The following is a 23,577-nucleotide window of genomic DNA, read 5'->3' on the forward strand; positions in this document are numbered from 1 at the left end:
CCGAATCTTTGCAAATCCGAAGGACCCACAACTGGCTAAAATCATTCAGCTCTTTTTGGGGCAGCTTCTTAAAGATCAGCCGCGTCAAACACGATCTTTTTCAGGTGTACTCACCAACTTGGCAGCTGCCATGTTTGCTTTCTGAAGCGCATCTGCCATCGTTTTCCCGGACGCAATTTCCGCCGCCAGCACGCCAATGAACTCATCACCGGCGCCGTGGGTGCTTCTAGTATCGACCTTGACTGCTTCAATGAGGATTTCGTCCCCCTCGCGATTTACAAAGGCGGCACCCGCGCCACCTGCGGTTACCACAACCTCCGGAAAGACATTGGCCAGCGTCTTGGCAGCCTGCAGTGCGCCATCGAGCGTTTCGACGACGGGAAGTCCCGTTAGCATCTCGGCTTCGATGGCGTTCACGACGATGATATCAACGAGGCATTGAAGATCGACAGACAGCGGTCGTGCCGGCGCAGCATTGATTAGGATACGACCTCCGGCCCGTTTGACGGCTCTCGCCGCTGCGACATTGGCAGCATCCGGGATTTCGCTCTGCAAAACAAGCAGCGTCGTCCTGTCCAAAAGATCCCGGGCGGCTGCAACGTCTCCATCGCCAAGGGTGAGATTGCTTCCGGAGACAATGACTGCGCCATAGTCTCCTTCGGCATCGAAGATCGCCACGCTCATGCCGGTGGAGTGCGACGCATCGCGCCGAACGAAGGTGTGATCGACATTTTTACGATCGAGATTTTCAATGAGAAACCGCCCGAATTCGTCATCGGCAACCGCCCCAATCATCGACGTCGCAATACCCGTGCGTGCCGACGAAACGGCCTGGTTACCGCCTTTGCCGCCGCTTTTCGGATGCCATGATGTCCCCGTCACTGTTTCACCCTTGCGCGGCCGGGCCGGTCCCATCACGGCGATGTCGTAGTGGAGGCTGCCAAAGACGGTGACGAGGGGTGCAGTTGTCATGGGAGTCGATCTTTTCGTTTGGACGTGACGGCGGACATGGTCCGCTCGAGATTGCGTTCGGCAGCTTTGTAGTCACGCTGGGCAACGGCAACGAACACGGCGTCAAGAATATTGAGCTGCGCAATCCGCGCGGCGGCATTCTCGCCCATCAAAGGGGAACCTTGCGCTGTGGAACAAAGCACCACGTCGGCCGCCTGCGCCAACGCGGACGAGTTGTAGTTGGTGATAGCAATCGTGCGAGCGCCGTTTCGCCGGGCAAGCTGGATCGCCTCGATCACTGCCGTGGTATTGCCCGAATGGGAAAAGCCGATCGCAATGTCTCCGTCGACCAGCAGCGACGCCGACATCAGCATCATGTGCAAGTCATCGAAAACGCTGGCGCGCACGCCGATCCGCAGAAATTTGTGCGACACATCCCGTGCAATCTGCGCGGAGCCGCCCACACCATAGAAATCGCGCTGTTTGGCGCGATGGATCAGATCCGCCGCCCTGTCGAACGCCTCCATGTCGAGTATCGACAATGTTTCTTCCAGGGCGTTGATCGAGGTCCGAAAGACCTTTTGCACGATCTCCTGCGACGTATCGTCGACCGAGAGTTCCTGATGCATTTCGGCCGTGGGCTGGCGGTTATACTGGCTGACCGCCGCGCGGAAATCCCGATATCCGGCAAAACCAAGTTTCTTGGTGATCTTCACCACCATGGCTTCCGAAACACCGGCATCGTCGGCAATCTGTTTCAGCGATGTGTCGTCGCTGAAGTCGCGCAACGCAAAGACCGTATCGACCACCTTTGCTTCAAGCGGCGTCAGCAAGGGCATCATCATGCGGATACGCGGGCCGACGGCCTTCGTGTCGAAGTTTTCGGTATTCATTCTCGTCCCCTCGTGGCGCGATCGATCATCATCGCGACGAGGATTATAAGACCGGTTGCCAGCAGTTGATAGAAGGCCTGGACGTTCATCAACGTCAGACCGTTGCGCATCGTGCCGAGAATGATGGCGCCGAGGATCGTTCCCAGGATGCTGCCCTTGCCGCCCATCAGGGACGCTCCGCCGATGGCCGCGGCGGCAATCGCATCAAGCTCCCAGAGATTGCCGAGGATCGGTTCGGCAGCACCCAGGCGCCCGATCAATATCAGGGACGCAAGAGCGGCAAGTCCACCGGAGATCACGTAGGCCGTGATCTTGGTCCGGGCGATTGGGACACCGGCGACGTAGGCTGCTTCCTCATTACCGCCGACGGCCAGAAGATATTCGCCGATCGGGGTTTTCTTGAGCAAGACCCAGGCGGCCAGCGCCACGACGGCAACGATCAGAACGGGCATCGGAATACCGAACAGGTTTCCATTGAAGAGCGATCGAAAACCCGCCGGGATGCCAAGAACAGGATTGCCGCCCGTATAGATCAGCGCGAGTGCGCGGTACGTGCTCAACGTTCCGAGTGTGACGATGAAGGGCTGCAGCCCGACATAGGCGACCAGGACTCCGTTTATGAAACCGCAGGCCATGCCGATCCCGAGGCCCGCCAGGATCGCAAGCGGAACCGGGGTTCCGGAAAGAAGCAGGGTCGCCGTGATGACCGCCGATATCGCAGCGGTAGGCCCAACGGACAGATCGATACCGCCCGATATGATCACCAATGTCATGCCGAGTGCCAGACAGGCGTTGATGCTGGATTGCTGCAGGATATTGACGAGGTTGCGTTCCGACAGGAAGCCAGGGACCAATGTCGCAAACACCGCCATGATGACGACGAGGCCGATCAGCGTGCCGGCGTCTCTCAAAGAAAACGAGAAGCGGCCGAATGCGGGCGAGAGTTTCGTGTCGGCGGCGGCCGGTGAGTTGCTCATAACGTGTTCCTTTATTTCGTCCACGCCTAGGCGGCCGGAGCTGGCGTGCGGCCGGTATTTGCACCGGGAATGGCATGCGCCACGATGGCGCTTTCGGTGAGGTTAGCGCGCGCGATTTCCGCAGCAATCTGCCCGTCCCGCATGACAAGGACCCGATCGGAAAGCCGGATGACTTCCGGCAGTTCTGAAGAGACCACCACGATGGAATGTCCATCGGCGGCCAGCGCCTCGATCAGGTGATAGATTTCCGCCTTGGCGCCGACGTCGATGCCGCGGGTCGGCTCGTCGAACAGGAGAATCTGCGATTTGCTTGCCAGCCAGCGGGCGATGATCGCTTTCTGCTGATTACCACCGCTGAAGAGCCGGATCGGTCTGTCCAACTGGAAAGGCCTGAGATTGACGCGGCGCAGCAGGTCCTGAGCCGTGTTGCGCAACTTGCCGCCCTGAATGATGCCGGCTTTGGAGAAGCTTCCGAGCGAGGCAAGTGCCATGTTGATGGTGACCGAGCGGACGGGGATGATCCCCCCGCTTGCGCTCTTCAGGAACGAGACCAATGCCGGCCGAGATGGCGTCGCGGGGATTGCGCAGGTTCACGGTCTTGCCGTCTATGTCGATCGCGCCTGCCGTCAGTCTGTCAGCTCCCGCCAGAAGGCGCAGGAGTTCCGTCCGGCCGGATCCGACAAGCCCGGCGATGCCGAGAACCTCGCCACGGTGAAGTTTGAACGATGCGTCCCTGATTTTCGTCAGCGACGAGAGCCCCCGCGCCTCGAGTTTCACCGTCGCGGTCGCGTGTGAGACATGCTGCTCCTGCATCAGCTCGCGCCCCACCATCATTGTGATGACGTCCTGATGGGAAGCCGTCTGTACATCCACCGCACCGACAAGCTTGCCGTCGCGCATGACACTGGCGCGCTGGCAGATGCGGAACACTTCGTCCATCTTGTGCGAGACATAGATAATCGTCACGCCACTGGCCGATAGCTTCGTTATGACCTCGGCCAGCCGTTCGAATTCACTGGGGGTCAGGCTGGATGTCGGTTCATCCATGGCGATGATCCTGGCGCGGTCGAGCAATGCCCGGGCAATCTCGACGATCTGGCGCTGCGCCACCTTGAGCGAAGAGATTGGGGCTGCGGGATCGATGCCGGGTTCGATCATCGACAATGCTTCGGCAGCCCGCCGCTCCTGCTCTCGTCTCGAGACGAACAGCCCGCCCACGGTCGTCAGCGGATGACCGAGGAACATGTTTTGTGCGACACTCAGATGCGGTACCTGCTGCAGTTCCTGGTGGATCATGGCGATGCCGGCCCCACGCGCATCCATCGGTTTGCGAAAGGAGACATTTTCGCCGTCGACAAACATCGACCCGGAGGTTGGGCGAAAGACGCCAGACAGGATGCGGAGCAGCGTCGATTTTCCCGCGCCGTTTTCACCGAGGAGTCCATGGATTTCGCTGGGCGCGACGTCGAAGGAAACGTCGGACAATGCGTTCACGCCCGGGAAGCTCTTGGATATCGCTTCGAATCTCAGTCTCGGTGTCATTGCGTCACCCTTCCATTCGCAAGAGATGCCGGCCAGAACGGCCGGCATCTTCGTCAGTTGGCGATCACTTCGCAGCAGCTGCGTCTTCCATCAGCACGGCACGGACATCGACGCCCTCGCCCTGGTAGCGGGCGACATTGTCCTTGGTGATGAGCGCCTGCGGCGTGGCGACGACGCGGGGCAGTTTCTGGCCGGCAACAAGACGCAAGGCGGCTTCAAGAGCTACCTCGCCCGTCAGCACCGGGAAGCTGTCGACGGTGCCCGTCAATTCGCCGGCCTTGATCGACGTATAGGCATCGGAAATGCCGTCCGTGCCGAACACGGCAACCTTGTCCTGCAGGCCGGCCGCCTTGACCGCCTCGACGATGCCGAGCGCCATGCCGTCATTGTTGGCATAAAAGCCGATCAGGTCGGGATGCTGCTGCAGGATGTTGGTTGCGGCGTCATAGGATGTCTGGCGATCCCAGTTGCCCGGAACGCTGGCGACGACTTCGAACTTGCCGCCTTCGCTGATCGTCGACTTGAAGCCATCCGTACGCTGGACAGCGGCGTAGACACCGGCCTGGCCCTCGACGATGGCGACCTTGCCGCCCTCTGGACGATTCTCGATGAACCATTTCGCCACGCGCACGCCGTTGTCGCGCTGGACGTTGCCGACATAGTGCTCCGCCTGCGGAATGACGGCATCGTTGACGTTGACGACCGGAATGCCGGCAGCCTTCGCCTGTTCGATGACCGGCTGCAGGTTCGCATCGGTCTGCGGCGAGACTAGCAGGACGTTATATCCCTGGGTGATCAGCCCCTCGGCAATGGTCAGCTGACCGAGCTGGTCGCCTTCGCTCTGCGCTGCCTGATAGACCACCGGCACGCCAGCCTTGTCGCCGAACTTGGTGTAGCCTTCACCCAGCGAGCGCCAGTATTCGTTGGTCAGCGTCTTGGACACGGCACCAGCCTTGGTGCCTTCCGGCAGCTTGGGAAACGCGCCGAGCTTGGCTTCGAGCTGCGACCAGTCCATGCGGTCCTTTTCGGTGTCGGAGTTGAGTGGTGCAAGGTCCTGCGCGACGGCGGCGCTGAACAGGAAACTGGCAGCCAGACCTGCGGCAACGGTCGTCTTCAAAAATGTCTTCATCGGTTCCTCCCGAGTGTGAAATTCACACGCCGTCCGGCGTGCTGCGGTGTTGGAGTTCAAGCCCTCGCGCCAAGCATCGCTTCTTGAATGATGGATTGGGCGGAGACGGCATCCTGACGGTCAATCGCACCAGACAGGCGATTGTCCTGCTCAAGGCGGTCCACGACATCAAGCATCCGCTTGACTGTCTGGATGTTCACCTCGCATTCGTGGACCGGATCGAGACCGGTCATATCCGGGAATGTGTCGAAATAGATCGCGCCGTCATAACCGTCCTTGCGGATCTGGCGCAGCAGTTCGATCGTCTGTTGTGTATGAACGGCGCCGACCATCAGCCCATCGTCACGCTTGGCATAACCGTCGTTGAGATGGACGCCGAGCACCCGGCTGTAGCGCGCTATCAGCGCCGCCGCGAAGGCCGGCTGCTCATCGGCATAGAGCACGTGGGCGAAGTCCAGCGTCACACCAAGATTGGGGAGGCCGATTTCCTTGATGGCCAGCAGCGTCGTGGCGCAGTCAGGCATCAGGCTATAGGAGCGCGGCTCGTTCGGCTTGTACTCGATGCTGATCTGGCAATCGGGATCATGCTCGCAAACTTCACGAATTCCCGAAATCTCGTGTTGCCACAAGGTTGCATAGTCGGCCTGGAACGCGTAATCGAACCCATCCTGCCCGAGCCAGATGGTCATCAGATTGCTGCCGGCTTCACGGGTCGCGTCGATCCCCTTCTTCGTGAGGTCGATGGCTTCACGGCGAACCGCTGCATCAGGGTTGGTGAAGGCGCCAATCTTGAAAGCAGGATTGGTGTAGTAACGCATCGCAAAGCCGTTGATCGCAAGGCCCATGTCCCCGATCTGCCGTGCCAATTCGCTCGGATCTTCGGAGACGTGATCGGGATAATTGAGATCGAGATCCGTCAATCCATCGACCTTTGCAGCACGGGCGACCATCTGCTTGACACTCGGCTTCCCGGAAAGATCAGGCCATTCGGCCTGCGGCCGGGAGGCAAAGGAGTTGAGGCGGGTGGCGAATTTCAATGGGGTCACTGGACTGGGCTCACATCGTTTGGCGTTGCGATCTACTTCACACAATAATATTATTTTGTAAAGTTGTGAAATGTTGTGCGGCGCACCAATTCGGGCGAACGTGCTCGTCTTCGGTCGGCAAGGGAGGCGCCGCGCTATTTCACCGCGCCCGCCGTCAGGCCCTTAACGATGTAGCGCTCGAGGAATATGCCGATGAGCACGAGCGGGAGAATGGCAGCACTCGCGATCGCTGCCATCGACCACCAGTTGATGCCTTGCGATCCGGTCTGGCTTGCGACCATCACCGGCAATGTCTTGGCATCGGTACTGGTCAGAAGAGCTGCGAAAAAATACTCGTTCCAGCAGAGAATAACGGACAGGATGAAGGCTGCGACCATACCGGGCAGCGCAATGGGCACGACGATCCGCAGGAACGCGCCCCAGATCGAGCAGCCATCGACAAGCGCCGCCTGCTCCAGCTCCAGAGGGATCGTGTCGAACTGGTCGCGCATGATCCAGATGACGATCGGCAGCACCATCAGCGTGTAGACCAGGATGAGGCCGACAAGCGAGTCCAGCAGCATCAGTTGTTTGTAGAGAACCAGGAAAGGCATCGCGAGCACGACCGGTGGCAGGATGAGCTGCGACAGGAAGAAGAAGGAGATGTCCTTGTTGCGCATCCAGAGGAATTTGTAGGAAAACCGGCTGAGGCCGTAGGCCGCAAGCGATCCAATTATCACGGCGAGAAGCGAGGCGCCGGCCGACGCGACGATGCTGTTGAAGAAGCGCCGAATGAACTCGTCGCGCACGGTCGATTGCTCAAAGATCGTGTCGGGCGACAGGCCGAGCGAACGCCAACCTTTCCAGTCCGGCGTGAAATCCACGAAGGGAATGAGATGGCCCTGGGTCACGTTCACCGCGGTCTTGAACGACGTCGTTACCGTCCAGTAGATCGGAAACAGGGAAACGAAAGCCCAAAAGACCAGGGCGGCATAGATCAACATGCTGCGCGTCATGAAGCCGGGCACCGCGAAGCTAAGACGTGCGGGCGTTTCTGGACGTATTGCCTCATGTGCTGTCGACATCGTGTCAGCCCTCAGTTTGTTCTTTGCATCCACCGGCTTGCCCATTTCAGGATGAGCGCGACGAAAACGATGATGATGACGAGATAGACTTCGGCGAGCATGGTGCCGTAGCCGACGTTGGAACGGTCCCGGTATTCCCGGAAGATGAAACTCGATACCGTGTCCGTCGCGCCACCCGGGCCGCCTGCCGTGACATTGATGACGATGTCGGCGAGTTTCAGCTCGAATATGATGCGCAGGATCAAGGCGGTCATGCTCACCGGCAGCATCAGGGGGAAGGTTATCTCCTTGAACGATTGCCAGCCGGTGGCGCCATCGACCCGTGCCGCCTCCTTGATTTCCGCGGGCAATGCCTGCAGGCCCGCCAGCAGCAGAACCATCATGAAGGGAATGGAGACCCACGCATCCATGGCCATGATTGACAACCGCGCCAGCCAGGGGGTCGAAAAGAAGGCGGGATTATCCCAACCCAGATAGCGCGCCAGTGTCGCTGCGGGACCGAAACGGTACTCCATCAGCGACTTGCCAATCATCCAGCTGACAGCGACCGGGCTCAGCATCAATGGCAGCAGAAAAGCGACGCGGAAGAACTTGCGGGCCTTGATCTCCGCGTTGAGGAGAAGAGCCAGGCCGAAGGCGATCGCATATTGAATGAGAACCGCCAGAACATAGTAGACCATGTTCAAGAGTGCATTCCAGAAATAGGCATCAGCCAAAAGCGTGCGCAGATTGTCGAGGCCGTTGAAGCGTCGTCCCTCGACCGCACTGAGGTTCCAATCGGTAAACGCGATGTAGAGGCCAAAGATGGTCGGAAAGATCACCATGGCGACGGTAAAAAGAACCGCCGGAAGGATGAAGGCCGCACGCTCGCCCGCCTCACCGCGGATCATCACCTGGGAGACGCCGAAGACCGCCGCCCAGATGAGATAGACGTAGAGGAGAGGGCGCCAGCTCTCAAAGCCCAACGCGGTGACGCCCATGGCATCAAGCGACTGAAGCGCCAGGACGGCGAGGAAAGCGACGGTCGCGAATGCCAGCATAGCCCTGCCGAGCAGGACATGTTTTCCGGCAGGAGCAGCACGGCGCGCTGCAAACGGTTCGTTCGTGACCAGCGTCATTGACTGAGACATGGCAGCAGACCCTCACGGCCGAAGTTTGAAAATTGTCTCTGCGGTTCCGGCGGCATGGGAGAATCATGCCGCCGGAACCCCGCAGGTGAGCCTTTGAGGCGATTGACCTCAGGCTCAGGCGCCGAGCGATGCCTTGTAGAGGGCTATCTGCTTGTCGCGGCCCAGCTGGTCGGTGATCTTCTCCCAGGCAACGGCAATCGCATCCGCCCCCTCCTGGGCTGTCATCTGGCCGGCGAAAACCTTGGCCAACTCGTCTTCCGCGACGCTATAATATTGGAAGATGCCGGGGATGCGCGGCTCGATGGCAGCATTGGGGTGATTGTACGAGTTTGACTGCGAGGCGAGGTAGCTCGAGATGAAGGCTTCGTCGTAGCCAGCCTCGACCCATTCCCTCGTTTCGAACTGGCTCTTGCGATAGCACTGGAAGCCGGACGGATATGCTGCCATCCACAGAGCCAGATCCTTGCCGCCGAGATGGGCGGCGGCGCTCCAGGCTGCCCTCTTCTTTTTCGTCGCTGTCGACCCGGGCCATGACATAAACGCCCCATCCGAGGTAGGCCATGTTCGGGGCGTGGTTCGGACCGCTCGGCAGCTTGTCCCATTGGCCGGTCTTCGAATTATAGACGTCATCCGAACCGGGCAGGATATCGAAGGCAACACTGTCGCCGATCACCGACGTGTCGCTGGTGCGCGCGCCCGAACCGACATCGCCCCACCAGGAAACCATGGATCCGGTACCAGCCAGGAACTGCTGGAAGGCGGTGGTGCCAGGGTCGGCATTGAGCTGATCGCCAGACTCCGACGGCAACGCGTCGATCACGTCCTGAATGGCCCGGACCCAGGCCGGGTTGTTGATCCGCGGCTTCATCGTATCAACGTCGAAGAGCCAGGCCTTGTCGTCCGGATGCTTGGCATAGGCGGTGGCGCGGCTGCCGAGGAAATAGAAGCCGAACCCACCCCAGGCTTTCGGCGCATCGAGATAGCCGATCGCTTCCAGGCCGCCGATCGTCTTGCCCTTGAGAAACTTGGTGACTTCCTGAACCTTCTGCCAGGTCTTGGGCACGCCCCACTCGCCCTCGTGCCCCTCGTCCTTCCAGGCCTTTGCCAGATCGGCATCGGTAAAGTAGTCGGCGCGGTAGTTGAAGTTGTGGCAATCGCCATCAACCGAGATACGATACGTCTTGCCGTCCCAGGTTCCGACCGGCGCCTTGAGGTAGTCGACATAGTCGTCCATGTCGATCTGGGCTTTGACCCAGTCCGGCATCTCCGAAGCCAGGCCCTTGCCGCAGACGTCGCCCTCAAACGGCGCGCCCATTTCGAGAATGTCGAAATCCACCGTGCCGGTGGCGATGGCCTGCTGCAAACGCGGATTGTAATCCGCCTGCGCCAGATCGATCCACGAAATCTTGGCGCCGGTGTAGTCTTCCCAGGATTTCAGGAAGCCGCGGAAGATCACATTGTGAAGATTCTGGTTGTTGAGACCCATGAAAGACAGTTCGACGCCAGCGAATTCACCCTGCTTCACGCTGCTCTTGGTCGCGCCGAGGCACAGTCCCCCGACCTTCTGCCAATCCGCATCGGTCGGCGACCCTTTGCCGACGCCGGGAATCTGCAGGATCTGGCTGCGCAAGGACGCGTCCTGCGCGCTGGCGCTGCCGACAGCACCGAGAATGGTGCCGGCGGCGGCAAGAGCCCCCAGACTGGCGCCGGTCTTCAAAATGGCGCGGCGGCTCAGGCCGATCGCCATCATTCTCTCGAAATCACTGACTTTCATAATTCACTCCTCCCGTTGAACAAATCACCACACGTGATGGGTATCGGCCGAGCCCCTGCGTCGCGGAGCATCGGCGAAGCGGCCCTCAATCGAGCCGCAATCCGGTTTTCAGATCGAAAAGATTCACGGATGCCGGGTTTGGCGACATCGCCATTGGCTGGCCGGATTGATCCTCCACCCGGTCGCGAAAGACGCCGATGACCTTCTGGTTGCCGATCCGGGCAAAGACCTGCGTCTCCGATCCCGTCGTCTCCACGACAGTGACGTTGGCCGTCACTTCGCCGCCAAGTGCGAAATGCTCCGGCCGGATGCCGTAGAACGCGGGTCGGCCGTCGGAGCCTTCCGGTGCGCGAACAAGCGGCAGCCGGATACCGTCGTCGGTCTCGAAAAGGGTGCCCCGGATGTCCGGATGAGGCCTTTGAGCAGGTTCATCGACGGCGAGCCTATGAAACCGGCAACGAAAGTGTTGGCCGGCTTGTCATAAAGCTCGAGCGGCGAACCAATTTGTTCGACGCGTCCGTCCCGCAGGACAACGATGCGATCCGCCATCGTCATCGCTTCGACCTGGTCATGGGTGACATAGATCATCGTGGTCGCAAGCCGCCGCTGCAATTCCTTGATCTCTGCGCGCATCTGCACCCGCAGCTTCGCATCCAGATTGGAAAGCGGTTCGTCGAACAGAAACACCTTGGGGTCGCGGACAATCGCCCGTCCCATGGCGACACGTTGTCTTTGGCCTCCGGAGAGTTGACGCGGATAGCGCGAGAGATAGGGAACGAGATCGAGGATCTCGGCCGCTTTCTTCACCCGTTCGTCGATATCCGCCTTGGGCTCTCCACGCATTTTCAATGCGAAGCCCATATTCTCGGCGACGGTCTTGTGCGGGTAGAGAGCGTAGCTCTGGAACACCATGGCAATGTCGCGATCCTTTGGCGGCAGATCGTTCACCACCTGGCCGTCGATGCGAATATCGCCGAATGTGATCGGCTCCAGGCCCGCGACCATGCGCAGAAGCGTGGATTTGCCGCAGCCCGAAGGGCCGACCAGGACCACGAACTCGCCATCGGGTATTTCCACCGAAACCCCGTGGATAACGGTCAGACTTCCGTAGGCTTTGCCGACGTTCACGATATCCATAGATGCCAATGCGAACTCCTCCCCGTGCGTCGCGCTCCTCACGACGTTTGATCGTCCCTCCAGAAGGAGGCGGTAGTTGTCGCATCCAGCCACAACCACCGCCGTCCGGTCCGCCCTGGGAGGGTCGTCATTCGGTTAGAAACTTCACATAATAACATATTTTTGTAAAGTCGTTTATCTACGGGTTCGAAATTATTTTATTCCGCCTCTTATTCTCGCAGCCTCTTCCGGCATTGTCCCAGGAGCAACAGGCCAATACCTCCCGCCATCCGATGGAGATGTACTGTTCATCCCGCAAAGCAGGATTTGCAAACATCACAATTAGAATATATTCTGTGAAGAATGTGCCTGCAGCAAGGGAGATACCGGGTGCTAAAAAGAATAGATCCGCTCATCAACGCTGAACTGATCCACGCGTTGATGTTGATGGGACACGGAGACCAATTGGTCCTATGCGATGTCAACCATCCCGCCCAGACCATCGCTCGACAGACGACCTATGGCCGCCTCATTGACGTCTCTGGCTGCGGTCTCGTGCGCGCAGCGGAAGCAATCCTAAAGCTCTTTCCGCTCGACACATTTATTGACGCACCTGTGAAACGGATGCAGGTTGTCGGGGATCCGGAAAAGCAAATGCCAATCTTTTCCGCCATGCAGACGGTTGTCGATTGCGCTGAGGAGCGAGCGGTCGAGATGGAGGCGTTGGAACGCTTCGCATTTTACGAGGCGGCGAAAAACTCGTTCGCAATCGTCAGAACCTCGGATCCCGGTCCGTACGGATGCTTCATTTTCAGCAAAGGTGTCATTTAGTCGAACTGACCGCCTTGAACGGATCAGAACCGTCACCCCTGTTGTTACAACTTCCATCCGTGTCAAATTCTCTAGCCCGGACATGAGCTTGGTCTGGGTTAACCGGCCGATTCGGGGCCGATAGCGAACTGGTCACTTTTGGTGTCAGCGGATGGACAGCAGATGCGCTTTGAGACTATTCGCTCGTGCCGCGCGAGCCAATTCGTCTATATTCTCGAACCGACGACTTTACCGCTTCCTTTAACCCCGCACCGCTTGAGCCTCGGGAACGACATTGAGCATGCCAAAGCGCTTCAGTCAGAAACTGCACTTCGAGCATCGAAAGCGCGATGTCTGGGTGCCCATTACTTCTTCTGGAGGAAGTGGCCAACTATCGCCACGGTTACGCCGACGCCAATCAACGCCCACCCGATCCACGCAGCGATCTCCGGGAGATGCAACTCGACTTCAAAGACTTGAGCGGCCATGGCTTCGACCACGATCTGCCCCCAACCGGTAAGCGAGGTCGCTCCAAGTATGGCGATGCTTGCACCAAGCTTCAACACGCTGCTACCGAGACGCCACCGCATGAAGTCCAGCGCTCGATCTAAAACGTCTCTAGGTGCTACCGCCGAATTCACATTGGTGAGGTCGATGGTGATGACGTCTACGTCATCGATTAACGGTTCTCTTGGCTCGACGGTTTGCCAATGGTCCTCCACCTCCTCTTTCGCTTTGGTGAGGTCAGGCTCCTGCGCCCAAGGCCATCTCCATCCCTGGTTCCGGGCCGTTCGGATTAGGGCAAAGGTCCTTCGGCGAGAGCTGGATTGACCTTCCTCAGGTTTCAGCCAAGTCTCGGTGTCGACCTGATTTCCATATGGAACCACGGCGCAGCACACTCGATGCCGGCTAGCGTGGCCGATGTCGACGACATCCAACCATTTGGTGCCGTTTTTGTGGAGCACTGCGTAAGAAGAGCACCTTGAACCCGACATTGCCGACGCCAAGTAGGCTGATGCGGCTTCAGTATTTCCGACGTTCATCGCCTCCCCAGACAAGTTCCGCGCGACCTCCGCACCTTGCTTGATCTGCAAGAGCCGAAGCAACGCGGTCTCCGCCAGTTGGTCAGGCGTTCGTGGGTTACGCTCGAAATTAATTGCCAGGAAATGGACATCGTCCATGGCAAAGGGTTCGATATCCCCTTCGCGCAATGCCTTTTCGTTCAGCAAACGTCGCAGCCAGGGGCGTTCGGGCTCGGCCTCGACAATGGCTTTGAGGGCTAGGAAAGCCTCCTTGCCGCGCGCGTCCCGCAATCTCTCCAGGATCGAGTCCCTCGCCTCCTGCGCATGGTCCCGCAAATCAGGGCTGTAGGCACCTGAGTTGCCGCGGGAGATGTCTTCAGAGCGGCGAATATGCCGATGGAGGATCTCATGAAGCGAGGCCAACGACAAAGGCTGGAGGAAGCCTTCCCTAGCGATCCCAGGTTCATCGAATCGATTGCCGAACACTCGGACGGCAGTTCGCATTGCCAAGTCAGTGGCTTCTTTTTGTTCAGTGAGCTCAAACGCTCTTCGAAGGCGGCGATCGCAGCATCAGCGTCGACGCCTATCCACGAGGCGAACCAGTGGCCGGGATTTGCGGAAGTCGGGTCGAGAGCATGGGAGCGTGCCATGGCGGCGAGTTGCCCGTCAGCGACGCTCGAGCCCTTTAGGATCTTCAGTATGCTGCCCAGTGCCTTGGCGCTCTGAGGTTCACCGGATACGAGCAGGCTCAGAAGCATCGGCCCAAGCCGGCTCCATGCCCATTGGCCGGTCCAACTAACATCGCTGAGGATATCATCGCCCGTTCTATCCTTGGGCAGAGAGAATGCTTCGTACCGTATCTGCACAAACAAGAAGTCGGCCACGACCTGAGGATGGTGCTCGAACAGTGTGGCGAACCAACTCGGGAACCCATTCAGTTCCGAGACGGCATAGCGGGCCGCAATCTCGACCTCCTCGGCAGCCAAGGTTGCCAATACCGCCATCGACTCCGATGTTTCGATCTCCAACCCGGTCAAGCCAAGAATGGTGGAGAAAGGCGTCTGATTGTCGGGCGCTCCCTCATTGTGGAGCTGAGGCCGGTTGTGGCGCCAATACCCTCGTGCCGCATCCCGGAACATCTCGGCCACCGAGTCTCCGAACTGCTCCCTTAATGAGCTCCAATCGTAGTCCGACCATCGGTTCGCGACATCTCGCCGGTCGCGCATACGGTGAAAGAGGTAGTGAATCGCACGCTGATCTGCAGCGCTTTCGGGATGCGCGGCGAGATTGCTGCGAATGCTGCCCAAGTTGGCCGAGAGGTACTCGCGCGAGCGGGCAAGATTGGCCGTCTCCTGCTCCTTCTGCTTGTCCTGGCGTTTCGCTCGCCGTCGCTCGTTGGCCCGGTATTGCTGCATCTCCGGGTCTGCCAGCGGGTGCAGAAACAGGTGCAGCCGGGCCGCAAGCTCCAGGTCGACGGCTGCTTTTTCAGCGCGTTGAGCCGCTTGCGAGGGCGCCCGTTCGTCCGATAGAGCTCGAACGCCAGCGACAAGGCAACCATCCGATCATCCATCAACGCTCTGGAAGTGATGGCGTCCAATGCGACGTTGAAATCATCACCGGTGAACTTCCACGCCGCTCCGAAATTGCTGGGACGCCACCATTCCAATAGCCGCTTGCCTGGGGCCATCTCGGCGCGCATTTGCTCGACGTCGTACCAGAATTGAGCCCAATTGAGCTCGCTCCAGTCCGCGACAAGTCCGGTAAGCTCGTCTCTCTCCGCGGTCACTCCCTCGCTCTGGTAGATTCGGGCCGCACTGACCTTTCTGATGATCGACAGCGCCACTGGCGAGAATGCCGCAGGACTGCGTTCGAGGATGAGCCGCTCTACAGCACGGGCCGCCGGAGCAAGTAGCCATTCGAAGCGTATCGAAATGTTGTTGTATCGGCGCTCCACCACCGGCGAGCGGCTAAGGAGGGCCGCCATGCCGTCGATCAGATCCGGGAGGGCGTCGGGGGTGACGCGACCGACGAACGCTTTGGCTTCGGACGCCAGATAATCGACGCTGTGCTTCCGCTTCGGCTCTGCCCGTTCCGCCGCGGAGAGGAACCAGGCCACGTCACCCGCAGAACCACCAAGGCCAGAGAGGATTTCCGCCACTTGGCGCCTGGGTCGTTCACCCGGCCCTAGGAGGAACTCCGCTCTGACGGCGGCCAAGGTCTCCTCGTCGGCAATGCTCCTGAGTGCCTTGAACGCCGTCAGCTTTCTGTGGCCATGATCGGCGATATTGGTAGCGAACTTGAGCACCTCCGGCAGTGCGGCGCGGAGCCGTCCGAGCCATACCATTCGGAGCAAGAAAGGGGCGATTTCCTCATGGTCCGCGTATTGCCGCAGGAGGCTTCTGACGTCTTCAGCCAGGTCATCGTCGGCGAAACGCTGCACAGCAGCGTAGTCCAGGGCCGATCGGCCAGAAGCGCCGTCAGCCAGCAGCTCGCAAACTTCGGCGAGGATGCGTCGGCGATCATCGAGTGGGAGTCGACCTGGATCTCCCCTTCAAAGACCACCTCTGGCGCCAACTCCATCACGCGCGAGCGGATACCGTGATCCTGCGCCACCAACCAGGGCAGCACCGGACGAAGCAGTGGAGTTGCGATCTCGATGCCGAATTTCTTCCGGAAAAGAGCTGTTCCGACCCAAGCCGGGAGGGGGCTTTAGCAAGGAGATCTGCAAACCACTCCGCTGCAAGGAACTCGCGCACCGATCGATGATGGAAACGAACCGTTCCGTAGATCGCGGGATCGAAAATGGGGCGCTGAAGGAGAATGCCGATCTCTGCGCTGCTCCAAGAGGGCAGGAGTCCTGACGCGTCGATACCCTCATCGAGCCCGGAGGCACCGTCAGGAACTCGAATTACCTGAACACCGCTCAAGGTCGTCGCAGCGGCCAGCGTCCGAGCCCCTTCGCGGGCGCGTTCCGGGGAGAGCTTCGCCGCTTCTGCGCGGGTTTGGTCGCGCTCGGTCAGTCGCCGGGCCACATTGGCGGACATCATCTCCCAGCGAGTCCCGATCCGACCGTTCTCGCGCCAAAACTGAACGACGTCTTCCAGATCCTGTGGGCGACGAGCGAAAGCAGTCGCGTCCTTTCGTTCGATCTCCTCAAGGAAGGCGTGGGTATTGCTGATGCCTTTGGCTGCCGCGAACTTGCCGATCTGCACGTCGGTCAACTCCTCGAGTCCGACAACCGCGAAACCGGGGGCGATCTCTTCGGCCTTGCCATCTGCATCTTCGACGGTCTCGAACCCATCTTGGGTGCTGTCGTCCGGGTTCTCGACGATGGTCCGGCGCCCTGATCTCGGCGTAGGGTGCGGAAGCAGGTCGCGACACAGGACCAAGTCGGTCACGGGGCGCCATGCGCCGATGCGACTTGTCAGGATGATGTGCGCCCTGCTGCTCGCACCGACGGTTGCGAGGATGTACGACATGCTTAAGACGGCGAGCTCGAAGTCGGCGGGGTGGCGGAGCCGGGCTTCGTCTACCGAGTCCAGCAGCAGCCAACCTTCCTCACCACCAGCGAGCCAGTCTTGAAACGACTTGTGCATTCCTGGTTCGAAGGCCAGTTCGAAGTGGTTGGCAACCCGTTCGAGACGAATGAAGAAAGCCGGCTTGCCGTCAGCGCGCAGTCGTCGTGCAAGATCTTCGATTTCGCGTGTCTTGCCTGCACCGGCCACTGCAAGGACGATTACCCGCATTTCGCTGATGAGTTGGCCCCATGTACGGCCCCGCCCGCGTCCCAACATACTCTGTAGGTCGGTGTCATCTGAGAGACCGTTTCCCAGTGATATGTCGCTCAGAGTTCGTCCGAGATCCACGAAATCAGAGGAAACGCCAGTCAAGGGAATCAGTGCGTTAGTCATGGCCAACAGCTAGCATAGTTTCGGGTATTTGCAGTATTGAGGTAACGAGTAGTGCACAACTTGCTGCAACCGACCGCTGCCAATCAAAGCTGCCGCTTATTGCCCACCAAGTCTAATGTGTACCTGCGATAAAGTCAGAAGTTAGCTTGCTTTATGTTGAGAAATTACGGCTGCAGTGGAGCGAGGGGAAAACAAAAGGGGAGGAACCGATCAGTGCGCAAGAATTGAAGGGCCGCTTTACGACAAGAAATAATCCCGTGCGAATGGCTTAAACGAAGGAGAAAGGCCGTCGTTGAACGCAATAACCGTAAATGTCAGCAACGGGCGCGACACCTGACGAACCTTAAAGCTCTTGAACAGATTCAAACTAGAGACCGGTGAATAGATTGCTGATAGCAATAGGATTCCAACCTTGAACAGTCATCGTAACGTTCGGCCTTGCTACCAACTTCCTGTATGCTCGGTTTGTCAAATCTCTCCGCGGCAAGGCAATGTCCTAAAGCACTGGTGAAAGTCATTCAGTCCTTCGGCGAATCCCGGTTTGAGGGAGACGCCAGGCCGAACCTTCGAGCCACTCCCGATAGATTTCGAGCTCCTCTGTGAAGCGCTCGGCATGGTCTTTGAATTCGTCAAACAGATAGGATCCCCAAGCTCCGTCGTGAATTAAGTCAACCGAACTAGCCCAGAGCTGGTCGCCGAACATAGTGCCCAACCCAGTTGCATCCAGTCTTGCTCCCCCGAAAGGATAACGGAGGTACCGCGAAAGCCTATCGAAAAACCTCGCAGCCTGAAACTCTCGCAGCGACGAACTTTCCACCGCGGCCACGAAAGGGGCTGGATAGATTTGGCCCACATCGGTTTCCATTTCGTTGAAGTCGACTGAAATTAGCAACCTCCGAAGAACACAAATTCCATCAACGACGTCCCAAGGCTGATCTATCGACTCTGTCTCGTTCATATTTTCTAGCGTCTGCTCTTGGTAGAAGTCCTTAACGGTCTTGACCATTCCTTTCACAGACCCCTTCAAGCTGTAGGCAAATATACCCTTGAATATCGGCTGTTCGTTTTCATACACATGGCGCTTGACAGCGCTTAAGCCCACTAAAGCTTCGCGGAGAGTTTTTGTGCTGAGTGTTGATTTGACCTCGATCACGGCCCTAACGGACTCTTCGGGGACCACCACCAAATTACCTGCTTGGAACAATGGGGAATATTCAATCTGGTCATAGATGATAATGTCCAACTGCTTACCACGGCCGAAAATAAACCCCGTTGCGGCGTGAAAGCGCTTCGGAATATGCTTCTGCAGGAGCTCTCGAAGCAATTCTTCACGGTATGAACCCACAGTCGGCCCATGGCTAACTAGCTGGCCGATCCTCTCTGCCTGCATTGCAGTTTCGTGTGCAAAAGATGCGGCATAAGAACTTTTTGCCTCGGTCATTCTCCCTCTCGCAGTCAAAGAGAAATAGTAGATTTCAGCTTTCGGCTTTGCTTCTAGATAGCCGGCTCCCGTCAACAGCCTGAGGCATCCCCGTATCAAGGTCTCTGGAAACTTTGTGCGCTCGATTAACGAAGCCTCAAGATCAGGCTGTTGTAATTTTCCGCGCTCGCCTAAGATCTTTGAAGAGAGATCGCGGACCGCGTCGTAGTTCGACCAGCCGCTTGATCCACGTTGCGGCCGAAAGATTGCCGCCTTCATGTCAAGATCCGAGAGATTGTAGGTCTTGAAGGTCTCTTCGCTCATCTCCATCGCCCTGCCCTCTGGACCTACGTCAGAGATTGTGAACTGACGCTGTTTGTCCCAGCAGTCAGTCGTTAAAATAAACACATCTCCGCGTTTCATTCTCACTCCCGTCAACCTGGAAAACATCCGATAGAAGTTACCCGATTCGCAGCGTTACAATGCTTATCATTGCCATACCCGACACCATTGTCGAACCTGTGCGTCATCCACTTACTTACCCCCGAAAACAAATTTAGTCGTTCACTTCTGTCCATCGATCCGCGACGAGTGTTGGATTGCGCGGCGGATGTGCCCGGCCGCCGTGGCTACGGCGGCCCAACCATGATGGGGCTGACGATCGCGATGGGTTTGAACTCCCCAGCGTCTGCGATCGCCCATATCGAGGATTTCACGCCGGCCGGTCGCGACACCTCGGAGTCAGAAAAGGCGGCAAATACCGCCTTCCCCGTCGACCTCTAATTGGAGTTCTCCGATCGATCACACGCTGCCGCTGCAGATGATCACGATCTGGCAGCATAGACGGCAACTGGCCTGGAGGTACGGCGTGATCACCGGGAGTGCGGCTAAGCCGACGATACTGGTCGCCGCCGTGCCGTAAAAAACGCGCTTGAGTACCGCTCGGGCGAGCGCCTGGGCTGCAAGTGTGATGACGGTGTTGGCGACTTTGGTGTCCAAGATGGCTTTCATGCCCTTCTTTAGGGCCTCGAGAAACCTGCGCATGTGGCAACTCCATTATTTGAGTTTGACCGCGGGGAATTCCGTGGCCACTCGCTTTTTGCGAACAGTCTGATCAAAGCTCGTTTTTGGAACGCCGTCTGGCGTGCGCAGGCAGGGTTTCGCCGCGTGCCTAGACCCTCCCAGAGGCCCAACAGGGGCGCTGCCTCATGGCGCATCGCCGTATTCGGACACCCCCGCTGATCGGGTCTAAAGACGAGTAAGCCCCTTTTAGGAGGGTCATAACCGACCTAAATTGAAAGTGCTGCGAACGTCTCGCGAGAGCGTCTGCATCCTATGAGAGGAGACATCATGAGCAGCATGACGGTTATCGGCCACCTTCGAGAACTTCGTTTTCGACACTCCACCTTGGAGGAAACCGTGGCATCTATTGGCACGGATCCGAAATTCTTCAGAGAAGTGACGACCTTGCCAAGGCGTGCAGCGCGCTGCAAACCCGGTACGCTTAGGAATATTGCGTTGGTTCATGCCGAGAAATGCCCTCGGCTTCTGCCGAGCGATTATCTGAATCGGGAACGCTTGGCATTCAGCCGTGCCAAAGCCAATCCAGGCTCCCCGAGCTTGTCGACGCAATTATACGGCTTGAAGGCTGGTTGAACGACTACAAAGACGTCAAGAGTCCTGTTCTCCGCCTGCAGCACGCTTACATGCGTGTCCTTGCGAATTTCTCGAAGGCTCATCACTCCGCCAAGAAGGCGTCGTGGTTCGGCGGCGCTGAGACATGGCCGCTGTGGTTTCAGAAGGCAGAAAGCATCGCATCCGATGCCATTGCTCTCGCCGACGAGATGCTCGCCTCGGAGATTGACCCTGAAAAGCGGAGCGAGACGCTCCGCCTGCAGACGCTGCTGTTTGTCAACTGGGTTCAGATCATCCAAGAACAGGCAAAAGCCGGATACAAGGGCGCCGACGGTGTCGTTCGCACCCCGGAAAGCAGCGTCTCATTCTTCCGGGCGAATAACGTTCTCGGGAAGATAAGGAAATTCCTCGAGGCCCATCCCTGGATTTTCCAGCTTGCCGTAAATGGTCTGGAAATCGCGTCGACCTGCGAGTCCGATGATAACGCACGCTGGTTTTACGGCGAGCTAAAGAAGTGCGATCCCGGCTTCGCCGATTTCGACTACAGCCCAGGCGAATGCCCGTCGATTTCCGCAGAGCCCGGCATGTTCTGGTTTGCGACCAAATATCGCGAGCAATTTCACACCGACCAAGGAAAAGCGTAATGACCAAGGGTATCGGCACTAGCGTCTGACTGTGATCAGACCATTCGAATACAAGAAGCTCGTCCTGGCGGCGCATGCCTGGGCGAGCTTCTCGTCAAGGCATGACGCATCCAAGCAGATCCAGGCGCTGGCGGTTCGCCGAGCCGTAAATCGCTTATCACAACAACGGCTTGCCTTTTTTAGAATAACGGCGCTGGCTTGGGCCGACCAAAAACTCCGGCCGGCCCAAACGGTGTTAGCCGATGAACTTGGCCCATAGACGCTTGAACCATGCCAGGATGGCCTTAAGCCCCGTCGGCTGGGCACCGCGCTTGAGCAGGCGATCACGGGCTCGTCCGGCCTCAATCTGTTCGCGAGACATCTTGCCGGCCCACCGGATGTGGCCGCGTTTGATCACGTAGTGTGAACCACAGGTGAAGTCGTGGTTGCCAATCGATGGCCAAATCGATGCGCCCCCGTCCTCCATGACAAGGGCGTACTCCGTTGGAACAAGCGGCGTTGAGACCTCCTCCCCACAACCACAGGCGCAATTATGTAGGGCCACGTGCGATTCACGCGACACGTACAGAACACCATCTTCAAGTTGCTCCGGAATATTTTCGACGAAGACTGCGGTAAGACGATCCACTTTGGGCATCATACGCTCCTATTCATGATACAGTTGCCCTCGATCATGTAGATCGCATTCTTCTCGTTGCGCTCATCACGATAGAACGTCAGCCAGCGCTTCCAACGCATAATCGCCAAGATTGCGTTCAAAGAATTGAGCTCTGCAATCTGGATATCGGTGCGATACACTTCGTCCTTTTCCTCGTCGTCACCGAACGAAAGATGGGTCGCCACGTCTTGCCACGGCGTCCCAGGGGCGACGAAAGTTGCGCGCGCGCAACCATCGAGCGTGTTCCCTTCAAGCCCAACACCAATGCCAGTATCAACGAACGGAATCCCAAGGCGAACCAACCCTGCGGCTATTACCTGCCGCGACGAGCCCCTGTCGACGCAGACAAACACGAAGTCGTAACCCGAAAATTCACCGATATTGTCAGCCGTCACTTTGATTGGGTGCGGCCTCACGCCCTTGTGCATGCGCGAATAAAGAGCCGCATAATACGAGACCTTACGGGAAACTCCTTTGCCAGCTCCAGTTCGGGAGCGCCAGGGGAGCGAAATAGATTGTGGTTGAGAAGCTGGTCATCATCGTAGATGTGGATCTCGGAAACACGCGTCTTGGCGACGAGGTCAAGTAAATAGGCACCCGTTCCGCCGAGGCCGATGATCGCAATGCGGCCGTTAATCTTGCGATTAGCGAGGACGATTCCGTAGCGAGCTGCTGCAGAATCGGGAATTGCGAAAGGGCTGTCGTCTTCTGAGCTGGCCACAATGCCCCCCGTACGCGCGTTCGCTGTCTTGTCGTGTGACCGCGCCGCAGAGCCAAGGTGAGACTCGTAGTTAACCACCTTTTCGTAAATGTTGGCGTACAGGCCAGTACCTTCCGGCTTCGACGAGAGATAGTGGCGAACCTTGATATCCGATCCAACTGTCGTTTCTGTGCTGTTGTTGATAATATTGGTCATCGGCGTGCCATCGCGATGGCATGGCATCTCTTCGGAAAACCACATGGTGTGGTCTGTCTGCGGGACAGAGGTAAGACCTTCAGCATCCAGCGAAACGGTGCAAACGAGCTTCCCCGACCAAGCAACATATCCCGCTTAACATAGGGCACGCTGTGGACGATGAGAACGAGATCACGCATCTCGAGCTCAAACCCCTCGTCCTGCAGCCGCTTTAGATGAGGATCACGATTTATCAGATCGGCGGACATTGAAGACCATCCCATTCTTGACTTCGATCTTTTCACCTTCGACCAGGTCACCTTCCGCGCCGTGAACACCTTTGAGGTACGTGATGGTGTATTTGAAATTCTCAAAGTTGGCGTCGGGGTAAGCAAGAAGCGCGATTTCGCGATACGAATGCTTTTGCTTGGGCACAGTGCGAGGTCGACCGTTGACCTTAATAGTCACTGTCTTCGCCTCACGGCTGCGAATGCGTTCGACGCCGTCTTCACTAAGCGTAACCTCTCCTTCAGCGGGAATGATCGCATCGTGCGAACTGTCAAGGATCAACTCGAGATCTTCATCTATCCCGGCATAGCGGTAAACGTCAGCCGCTGAGATCGTGCCCGAGCCCCACTCCCAGCCGCGTTCGTCAACGGTGAAGGTGTAGATACGGTCGCCCGGCCACGAAAGGAAAACGGCCTTCTCTTTGCTATCGAATTTCACCTCATCCTCCAGTCCAATCGAGCGGCCAGTTGCTTCGACGATCTGAATAAGGACGAAACTACTCGCGGGCAGAAGCCCCGCGATCTCGCGAATCTGGTTGCCGTCAATGATTCTGTCGCCGGTCCCGTGCAGGGCACCGTTAACGGTGAACTCAAACTTGTTGTGACCTTGGGCCATAACAGTGCTCCTTTATCGTTAGGACTCTTGATCCGAAGTCCGCCATGGACTAAGGTT

At 58.1% G+C, this 23,577-nt stretch carries 22 protein-coding genes and 3 pseudogenes; 4 read left to right on the forward strand and 21 right to left on the reverse strand.

What is annotated here, in order from left to right; genetic code table 11:
• Window positions 1-84: 84 nt before the first annotated feature.
• The 10 genes and pseudogenes from P6U16_RS27385 to ugpC all read right to left on the reverse strand — a co-directional run bounded on the left by P6U16_RS27385 (window position 85) and on the right by ugpC (window position 11,652).
• Window positions 85-972 carry a ribokinase gene (locus tag P6U16_RS27385; protein ID WP_209856263.1) on the reverse strand — a complete coding sequence of 296 codons (888 nt, stop codon included), beginning with the start codon at window positions 970-972 and terminating at the stop codon, window positions 85-87.
• Window positions 969-1,844: a MurR/RpiR family transcriptional regulator gene (locus tag P6U16_RS27390; RefSeq protein ID WP_037168216.1), complete on the reverse strand. Its 876-nt coding sequence runs from the start codon at window positions 1,842-1,844 to the stop codon at window positions 969-971. Before P6U16_RS27390 ends, P6U16_RS27385 begins: the two co-directional genes overlap by 4 nt.
• Window positions 1,841-2,821: an ABC transporter permease gene (locus P6U16_RS27395; RefSeq protein WP_209856260.1), complete on the reverse strand. Its 981-nt coding sequence runs from the start codon at window positions 2,819-2,821 to the stop codon at window positions 1,841-1,843. The genes P6U16_RS27390 and P6U16_RS27395 overlap by 4 nt, the downstream gene beginning before the upstream one ends.
• A 26-nt stretch (window positions 2,822-2,847) precedes the next feature.
• Window positions 2,848-4,363: pseudogene (locus P6U16_RS27400) on the reverse strand (sugar ABC transporter ATP-binding protein).
• Window positions 4,364-4,427: 64 nt separating this feature from the next.
• Window positions 4,428-5,492 carry a substrate-binding domain-containing protein gene (locus tag P6U16_RS27405; protein WP_277705017.1) on the reverse strand — a complete coding sequence of 355 codons (1,065 nt, stop codon included), beginning with the start codon at window positions 5,490-5,492 and terminating at the stop codon, window positions 4,428-4,430.
• Window positions 5,493-5,548: 56 nt separating this feature from the next.
• Window positions 5,549-6,529 (reverse strand): sugar phosphate isomerase/epimerase family protein, encoded by a 981-nt coding sequence (locus P6U16_RS27410; protein ID WP_277705053.1) that lies wholly within the window; start codon window positions 6,527-6,529, stop codon window positions 5,549-5,551.
• A 143-nt stretch (window positions 6,530-6,672) separates the two neighbouring features.
• Complete coding sequence (locus tag P6U16_RS27415; protein ID WP_277705054.1) at window positions 6,673-7,533, reverse strand: carbohydrate ABC transporter permease; 861 nt, start codon at window positions 7,531-7,533, stop codon at window positions 6,673-6,675.
• Window positions 7,534-7,613: 80 nt separating this feature from the next.
• Window positions 7,614-8,642 (reverse strand): sugar ABC transporter permease, encoded by a 1,029-nt coding sequence (locus tag P6U16_RS27420; protein ID WP_277705055.1) that lies wholly within the window; start codon window positions 8,640-8,642, stop codon window positions 7,614-7,616.
• A gap of 204 nt (window positions 8,643-8,846) precedes the next feature.
• Window positions 8,847-10,506 (reverse strand): annotated as a pseudogene (locus P6U16_RS27425) (sugar ABC transporter substrate-binding protein).
• A gap of 85 nt (window positions 10,507-10,591) precedes the next feature.
• Window positions 10,592-11,652, reverse strand: a pseudogene (gene ugpC / locus P6U16_RS27430) (sn-glycerol-3-phosphate ABC transporter ATP-binding protein UgpC).
• A gap of 360 nt (window positions 11,653-12,012) precedes the next feature.
• Here ugpC and P6U16_RS27435 point away from each other — a divergent pair.
• The gene (locus P6U16_RS27435; protein WP_277705056.1) at window positions 12,013-12,453 is read left to right on the forward strand and encodes an RbsD/FucU domain-containing protein; all 441 of its coding nucleotides are present in this window, start codon (window positions 12,013-12,015) and stop codon (window positions 12,451-12,453) included.
• Window positions 12,454-12,797: 344 nt separating this feature from the next.
• On the opposite strand, the gene P6U16_RS27440 is transcribed toward P6U16_RS27435, so the two are convergent.
• From P6U16_RS27440 to P6U16_RS27450, 3 genes are read right to left on the reverse strand one after another with little or no spacing between them, the layout of a single operon-like run.
• Window positions 12,798-13,745, reverse strand: a complete 948-nt coding sequence (locus tag P6U16_RS27440) for a hypothetical protein (protein ID WP_277705018.1) — start codon at window positions 13,743-13,745, stop codon at window positions 12,798-12,800.
• The gene (locus tag P6U16_RS27445) at window positions 13,712-14,602 is read right to left on the reverse strand and encodes a hypothetical protein (RefSeq protein WP_277705019.1); all 891 of its coding nucleotides are present in this window, start codon (window positions 14,600-14,602) and stop codon (window positions 13,712-13,714) included. The genes P6U16_RS27440 and P6U16_RS27445 overlap by 34 nt, the downstream gene beginning before the upstream one ends.
• 20 nt (window positions 14,603-14,622) lie before the next feature.
• A complete protein-coding gene (locus P6U16_RS27450) occupies window positions 14,623-15,807 on the reverse strand; it encodes a hypothetical protein (protein WP_277705020.1) in 1,185 nt (394 codons plus the stop codon).
• Window positions 15,808-15,825: 18 nt separating this feature from the next.
• On the opposite strand from P6U16_RS27450, the gene P6U16_RS27455 reads away from it, so the two are divergent.
• Window positions 15,826-16,056, forward strand: a complete 231-nt coding sequence (locus P6U16_RS27455; RefSeq protein WP_277705021.1) for a hypothetical protein — start codon at window positions 15,826-15,828, stop codon at window positions 16,054-16,056.
• Here P6U16_RS27455 and P6U16_RS27460 read toward each other — a convergent pair.
• Both P6U16_RS27460 and P6U16_RS27465 read right to left on the reverse strand, forming a co-directional pair.
• Window positions 16,034-17,200 (reverse strand): hypothetical protein, encoded by a 1,167-nt coding sequence (locus tag P6U16_RS27460; RefSeq protein ID WP_277705022.1) that lies wholly within the window; start codon window positions 17,198-17,200, stop codon window positions 16,034-16,036. The genes P6U16_RS27455 and P6U16_RS27460 overlap by 23 nt on opposite strands.
• Before the next feature lie 679 nt (window positions 17,201-17,879).
• Window positions 17,880-19,208, reverse strand: coding sequence for a DUF6602 domain-containing protein (locus P6U16_RS27465; protein ID WP_277705023.1), 1,329 nt, complete (start codon window positions 19,206-19,208; stop codon window positions 17,880-17,882).
• 189 nt (window positions 19,209-19,397) lie between these two features.
• On the opposite strand from P6U16_RS27465, the gene P6U16_RS27470 reads away from it, so the two are divergent.
• Window positions 19,398-19,568 carry a hypothetical protein gene (locus P6U16_RS27470; protein ID WP_277705024.1) on the forward strand — a complete coding sequence of 57 codons (171 nt, stop codon included), beginning with the start codon at window positions 19,398-19,400 and terminating at the stop codon, window positions 19,566-19,568.
• Window positions 19,569-19,586: 18 nt separating this feature from the next.
• Here P6U16_RS27470 and P6U16_RS27475 read toward each other — a convergent pair whose 3' ends face one another.
• Entirely contained in the window at window positions 19,587-19,829 is a 243-nt protein-coding gene (locus tag P6U16_RS27475; RefSeq protein ID WP_277705025.1) for a hypothetical protein, read from the reverse strand.
• A gap of 491 nt (window positions 19,830-20,320) precedes the next feature.
• On the opposite strand from P6U16_RS27475, the gene P6U16_RS27480 reads away from it, so the two are divergent.
• Complete coding sequence (locus P6U16_RS27480) at window positions 20,321-21,064, forward strand: hypothetical protein (RefSeq protein WP_277705026.1); 744 nt, start codon at window positions 20,321-20,323, stop codon at window positions 21,062-21,064.
• A gap of 235 nt (window positions 21,065-21,299) precedes the next feature.
• On the opposite strand, the gene P6U16_RS27485 is transcribed toward P6U16_RS27480, so the two are convergent.
• Genes P6U16_RS27485 through P6U16_RS27500 form a run of 5 tightly spaced genes read right to left on the reverse strand, consistent with a single transcriptional unit; the run spans window position 21,300 to window position 23,520 of the window.
• Window positions 21,300-21,704, reverse strand: coding sequence for a DUF6527 family protein (locus tag P6U16_RS27485; RefSeq protein ID WP_277705027.1), 405 nt, complete (start codon window positions 21,702-21,704; stop codon window positions 21,300-21,302).
• Window positions 21,701-22,150, reverse strand: a complete 450-nt coding sequence (locus tag P6U16_RS27490; RefSeq protein ID WP_277705028.1) for a hypothetical protein — start codon at window positions 22,148-22,150, stop codon at window positions 21,701-21,703. Before P6U16_RS27490 ends, P6U16_RS27485 begins: the two co-directional genes overlap by 4 nt.
• Entirely contained in the window at window positions 22,135-22,728 is a 594-nt protein-coding gene (locus P6U16_RS27495; protein WP_349017770.1) for a DUF6791 domain-containing protein, read from the reverse strand. Before P6U16_RS27495 ends, P6U16_RS27490 begins: the two co-directional genes overlap by 16 nt.
• Window positions 22,635-22,901 carry a DUF6791 domain-containing protein gene (locus tag P6U16_RS28640; RefSeq protein WP_349017768.1) on the reverse strand — a complete coding sequence of 89 codons (267 nt, stop codon included), beginning with the start codon at window positions 22,899-22,901 and terminating at the stop codon, window positions 22,635-22,637. Before P6U16_RS28640 ends, P6U16_RS27495 begins: the two co-directional genes overlap by 94 nt.
• Window positions 22,861-23,520, reverse strand: a complete 660-nt coding sequence (locus tag P6U16_RS27500) for a multiubiquitin domain-containing protein (protein WP_277705030.1) — start codon at window positions 23,518-23,520, stop codon at window positions 22,861-22,863. The genes P6U16_RS28640 and P6U16_RS27500 overlap by 41 nt, the downstream gene beginning before the upstream one ends.
• Window positions 23,521-23,577: the final 57 nt, after the last annotated feature.

It is taken from the genome of Rhizobium sp. 32-5/1, assembly GCF_029537235.1.
Lineage (GTDB): Bacteria > Pseudomonadota > Alphaproteobacteria > Rhizobiales > Rhizobiaceae > Pararhizobium.

Bases quoted from the DNA above. Each gene is read 5' to 3' on its own strand.
- P6U16_RS27385 (WP_209856263.1), bottom strand. From the start codon at position 972: ATGACAACTGCACCCCTCGTCACCGTCTTTGGCAGCCTCCACTACGAC.
- P6U16_RS27390 (WP_037168216.1), bottom strand. From the start codon at position 1,844: ATGAATACCGAAAACTTCGACACGAAGGCCGTCGGCCCGCGTATCCGC.
- P6U16_RS27395 (WP_209856260.1), bottom strand. From the start codon at position 2,821: ATGAGCAACTCACCGGCCGCCGCCGACACGAAACTCTCGCCCGCATTC.
- P6U16_RS27405 (WP_277705017.1), bottom strand. From the start codon at position 5,492: ATGAAGACATTTTTGAAGACGACCGTTGCCGCAGGTCTGGCTGCCAGT.
- P6U16_RS27415 (WP_277705054.1), bottom strand. From the start codon at position 7,533: ATGACGCGCAGCATGTTGATCTATGCCGCCCTGGTCTTTTGGGCTTTC.
- P6U16_RS27420 (WP_277705055.1), bottom strand. From the start codon at position 8,642: ATGCTGGCATTCGCGACCGTCGCTTTCCTCGCCGTCCTGGCGCTTCAG.
- P6U16_RS27455 (WP_277705021.1), top strand. From the start codon at position 15,826: ATGGTCCGCGTATTGCCGCAGGAGGCTTCTGACGTCTTCAGCCAGGTC.
- P6U16_RS27460 (WP_277705022.1), bottom strand. From the start codon at position 17,200: ATGCGGGTAATCGTCCTTGCAGTGGCCGGTGCAGGCAAGACACGCGAA.
- P6U16_RS27465 (WP_277705023.1), bottom strand. From the start codon at position 19,208: ATGAAACGCGGAGATGTGTTTATTTTAACGACTGACTGCTGGGACAAA.
- P6U16_RS27475 (WP_277705025.1), bottom strand. From the start codon at position 19,829: ATGCGCAGGTTTCTCGAGGCCCTAAAGAAGGGCATGAAAGCCATCTTG.
- P6U16_RS27480 (WP_277705026.1), top strand. From the start codon at position 20,321: ATGCCCTCGGCTTCTGCCGAGCGATTATCTGAATCGGGAACGCTTGGC.
- P6U16_RS27485 (WP_277705027.1), bottom strand. From the start codon at position 21,704: ATGATGCCCAAAGTGGATCGTCTTACCGCAGTCTTCGTCGAAAATATT.
- P6U16_RS27490 (WP_277705028.1), bottom strand. From the start codon at position 22,150: ATGCACAAGGGCGTGAGGCCGCACCCAATCAAAGTGACGGCTGACAAT.
- P6U16_RS28640 (WP_349017768.1), bottom strand. From the start codon at position 22,901: ATGGGATGGTCTTCAATGTCCGCCGATCTGATAAATCGTGATCCTCAT.
- P6U16_RS27500 (WP_277705030.1), bottom strand. From the start codon at position 23,520: ATGGCCCAAGGTCACAACAAGTTTGAGTTCACCGTTAACGGTGCCCTG.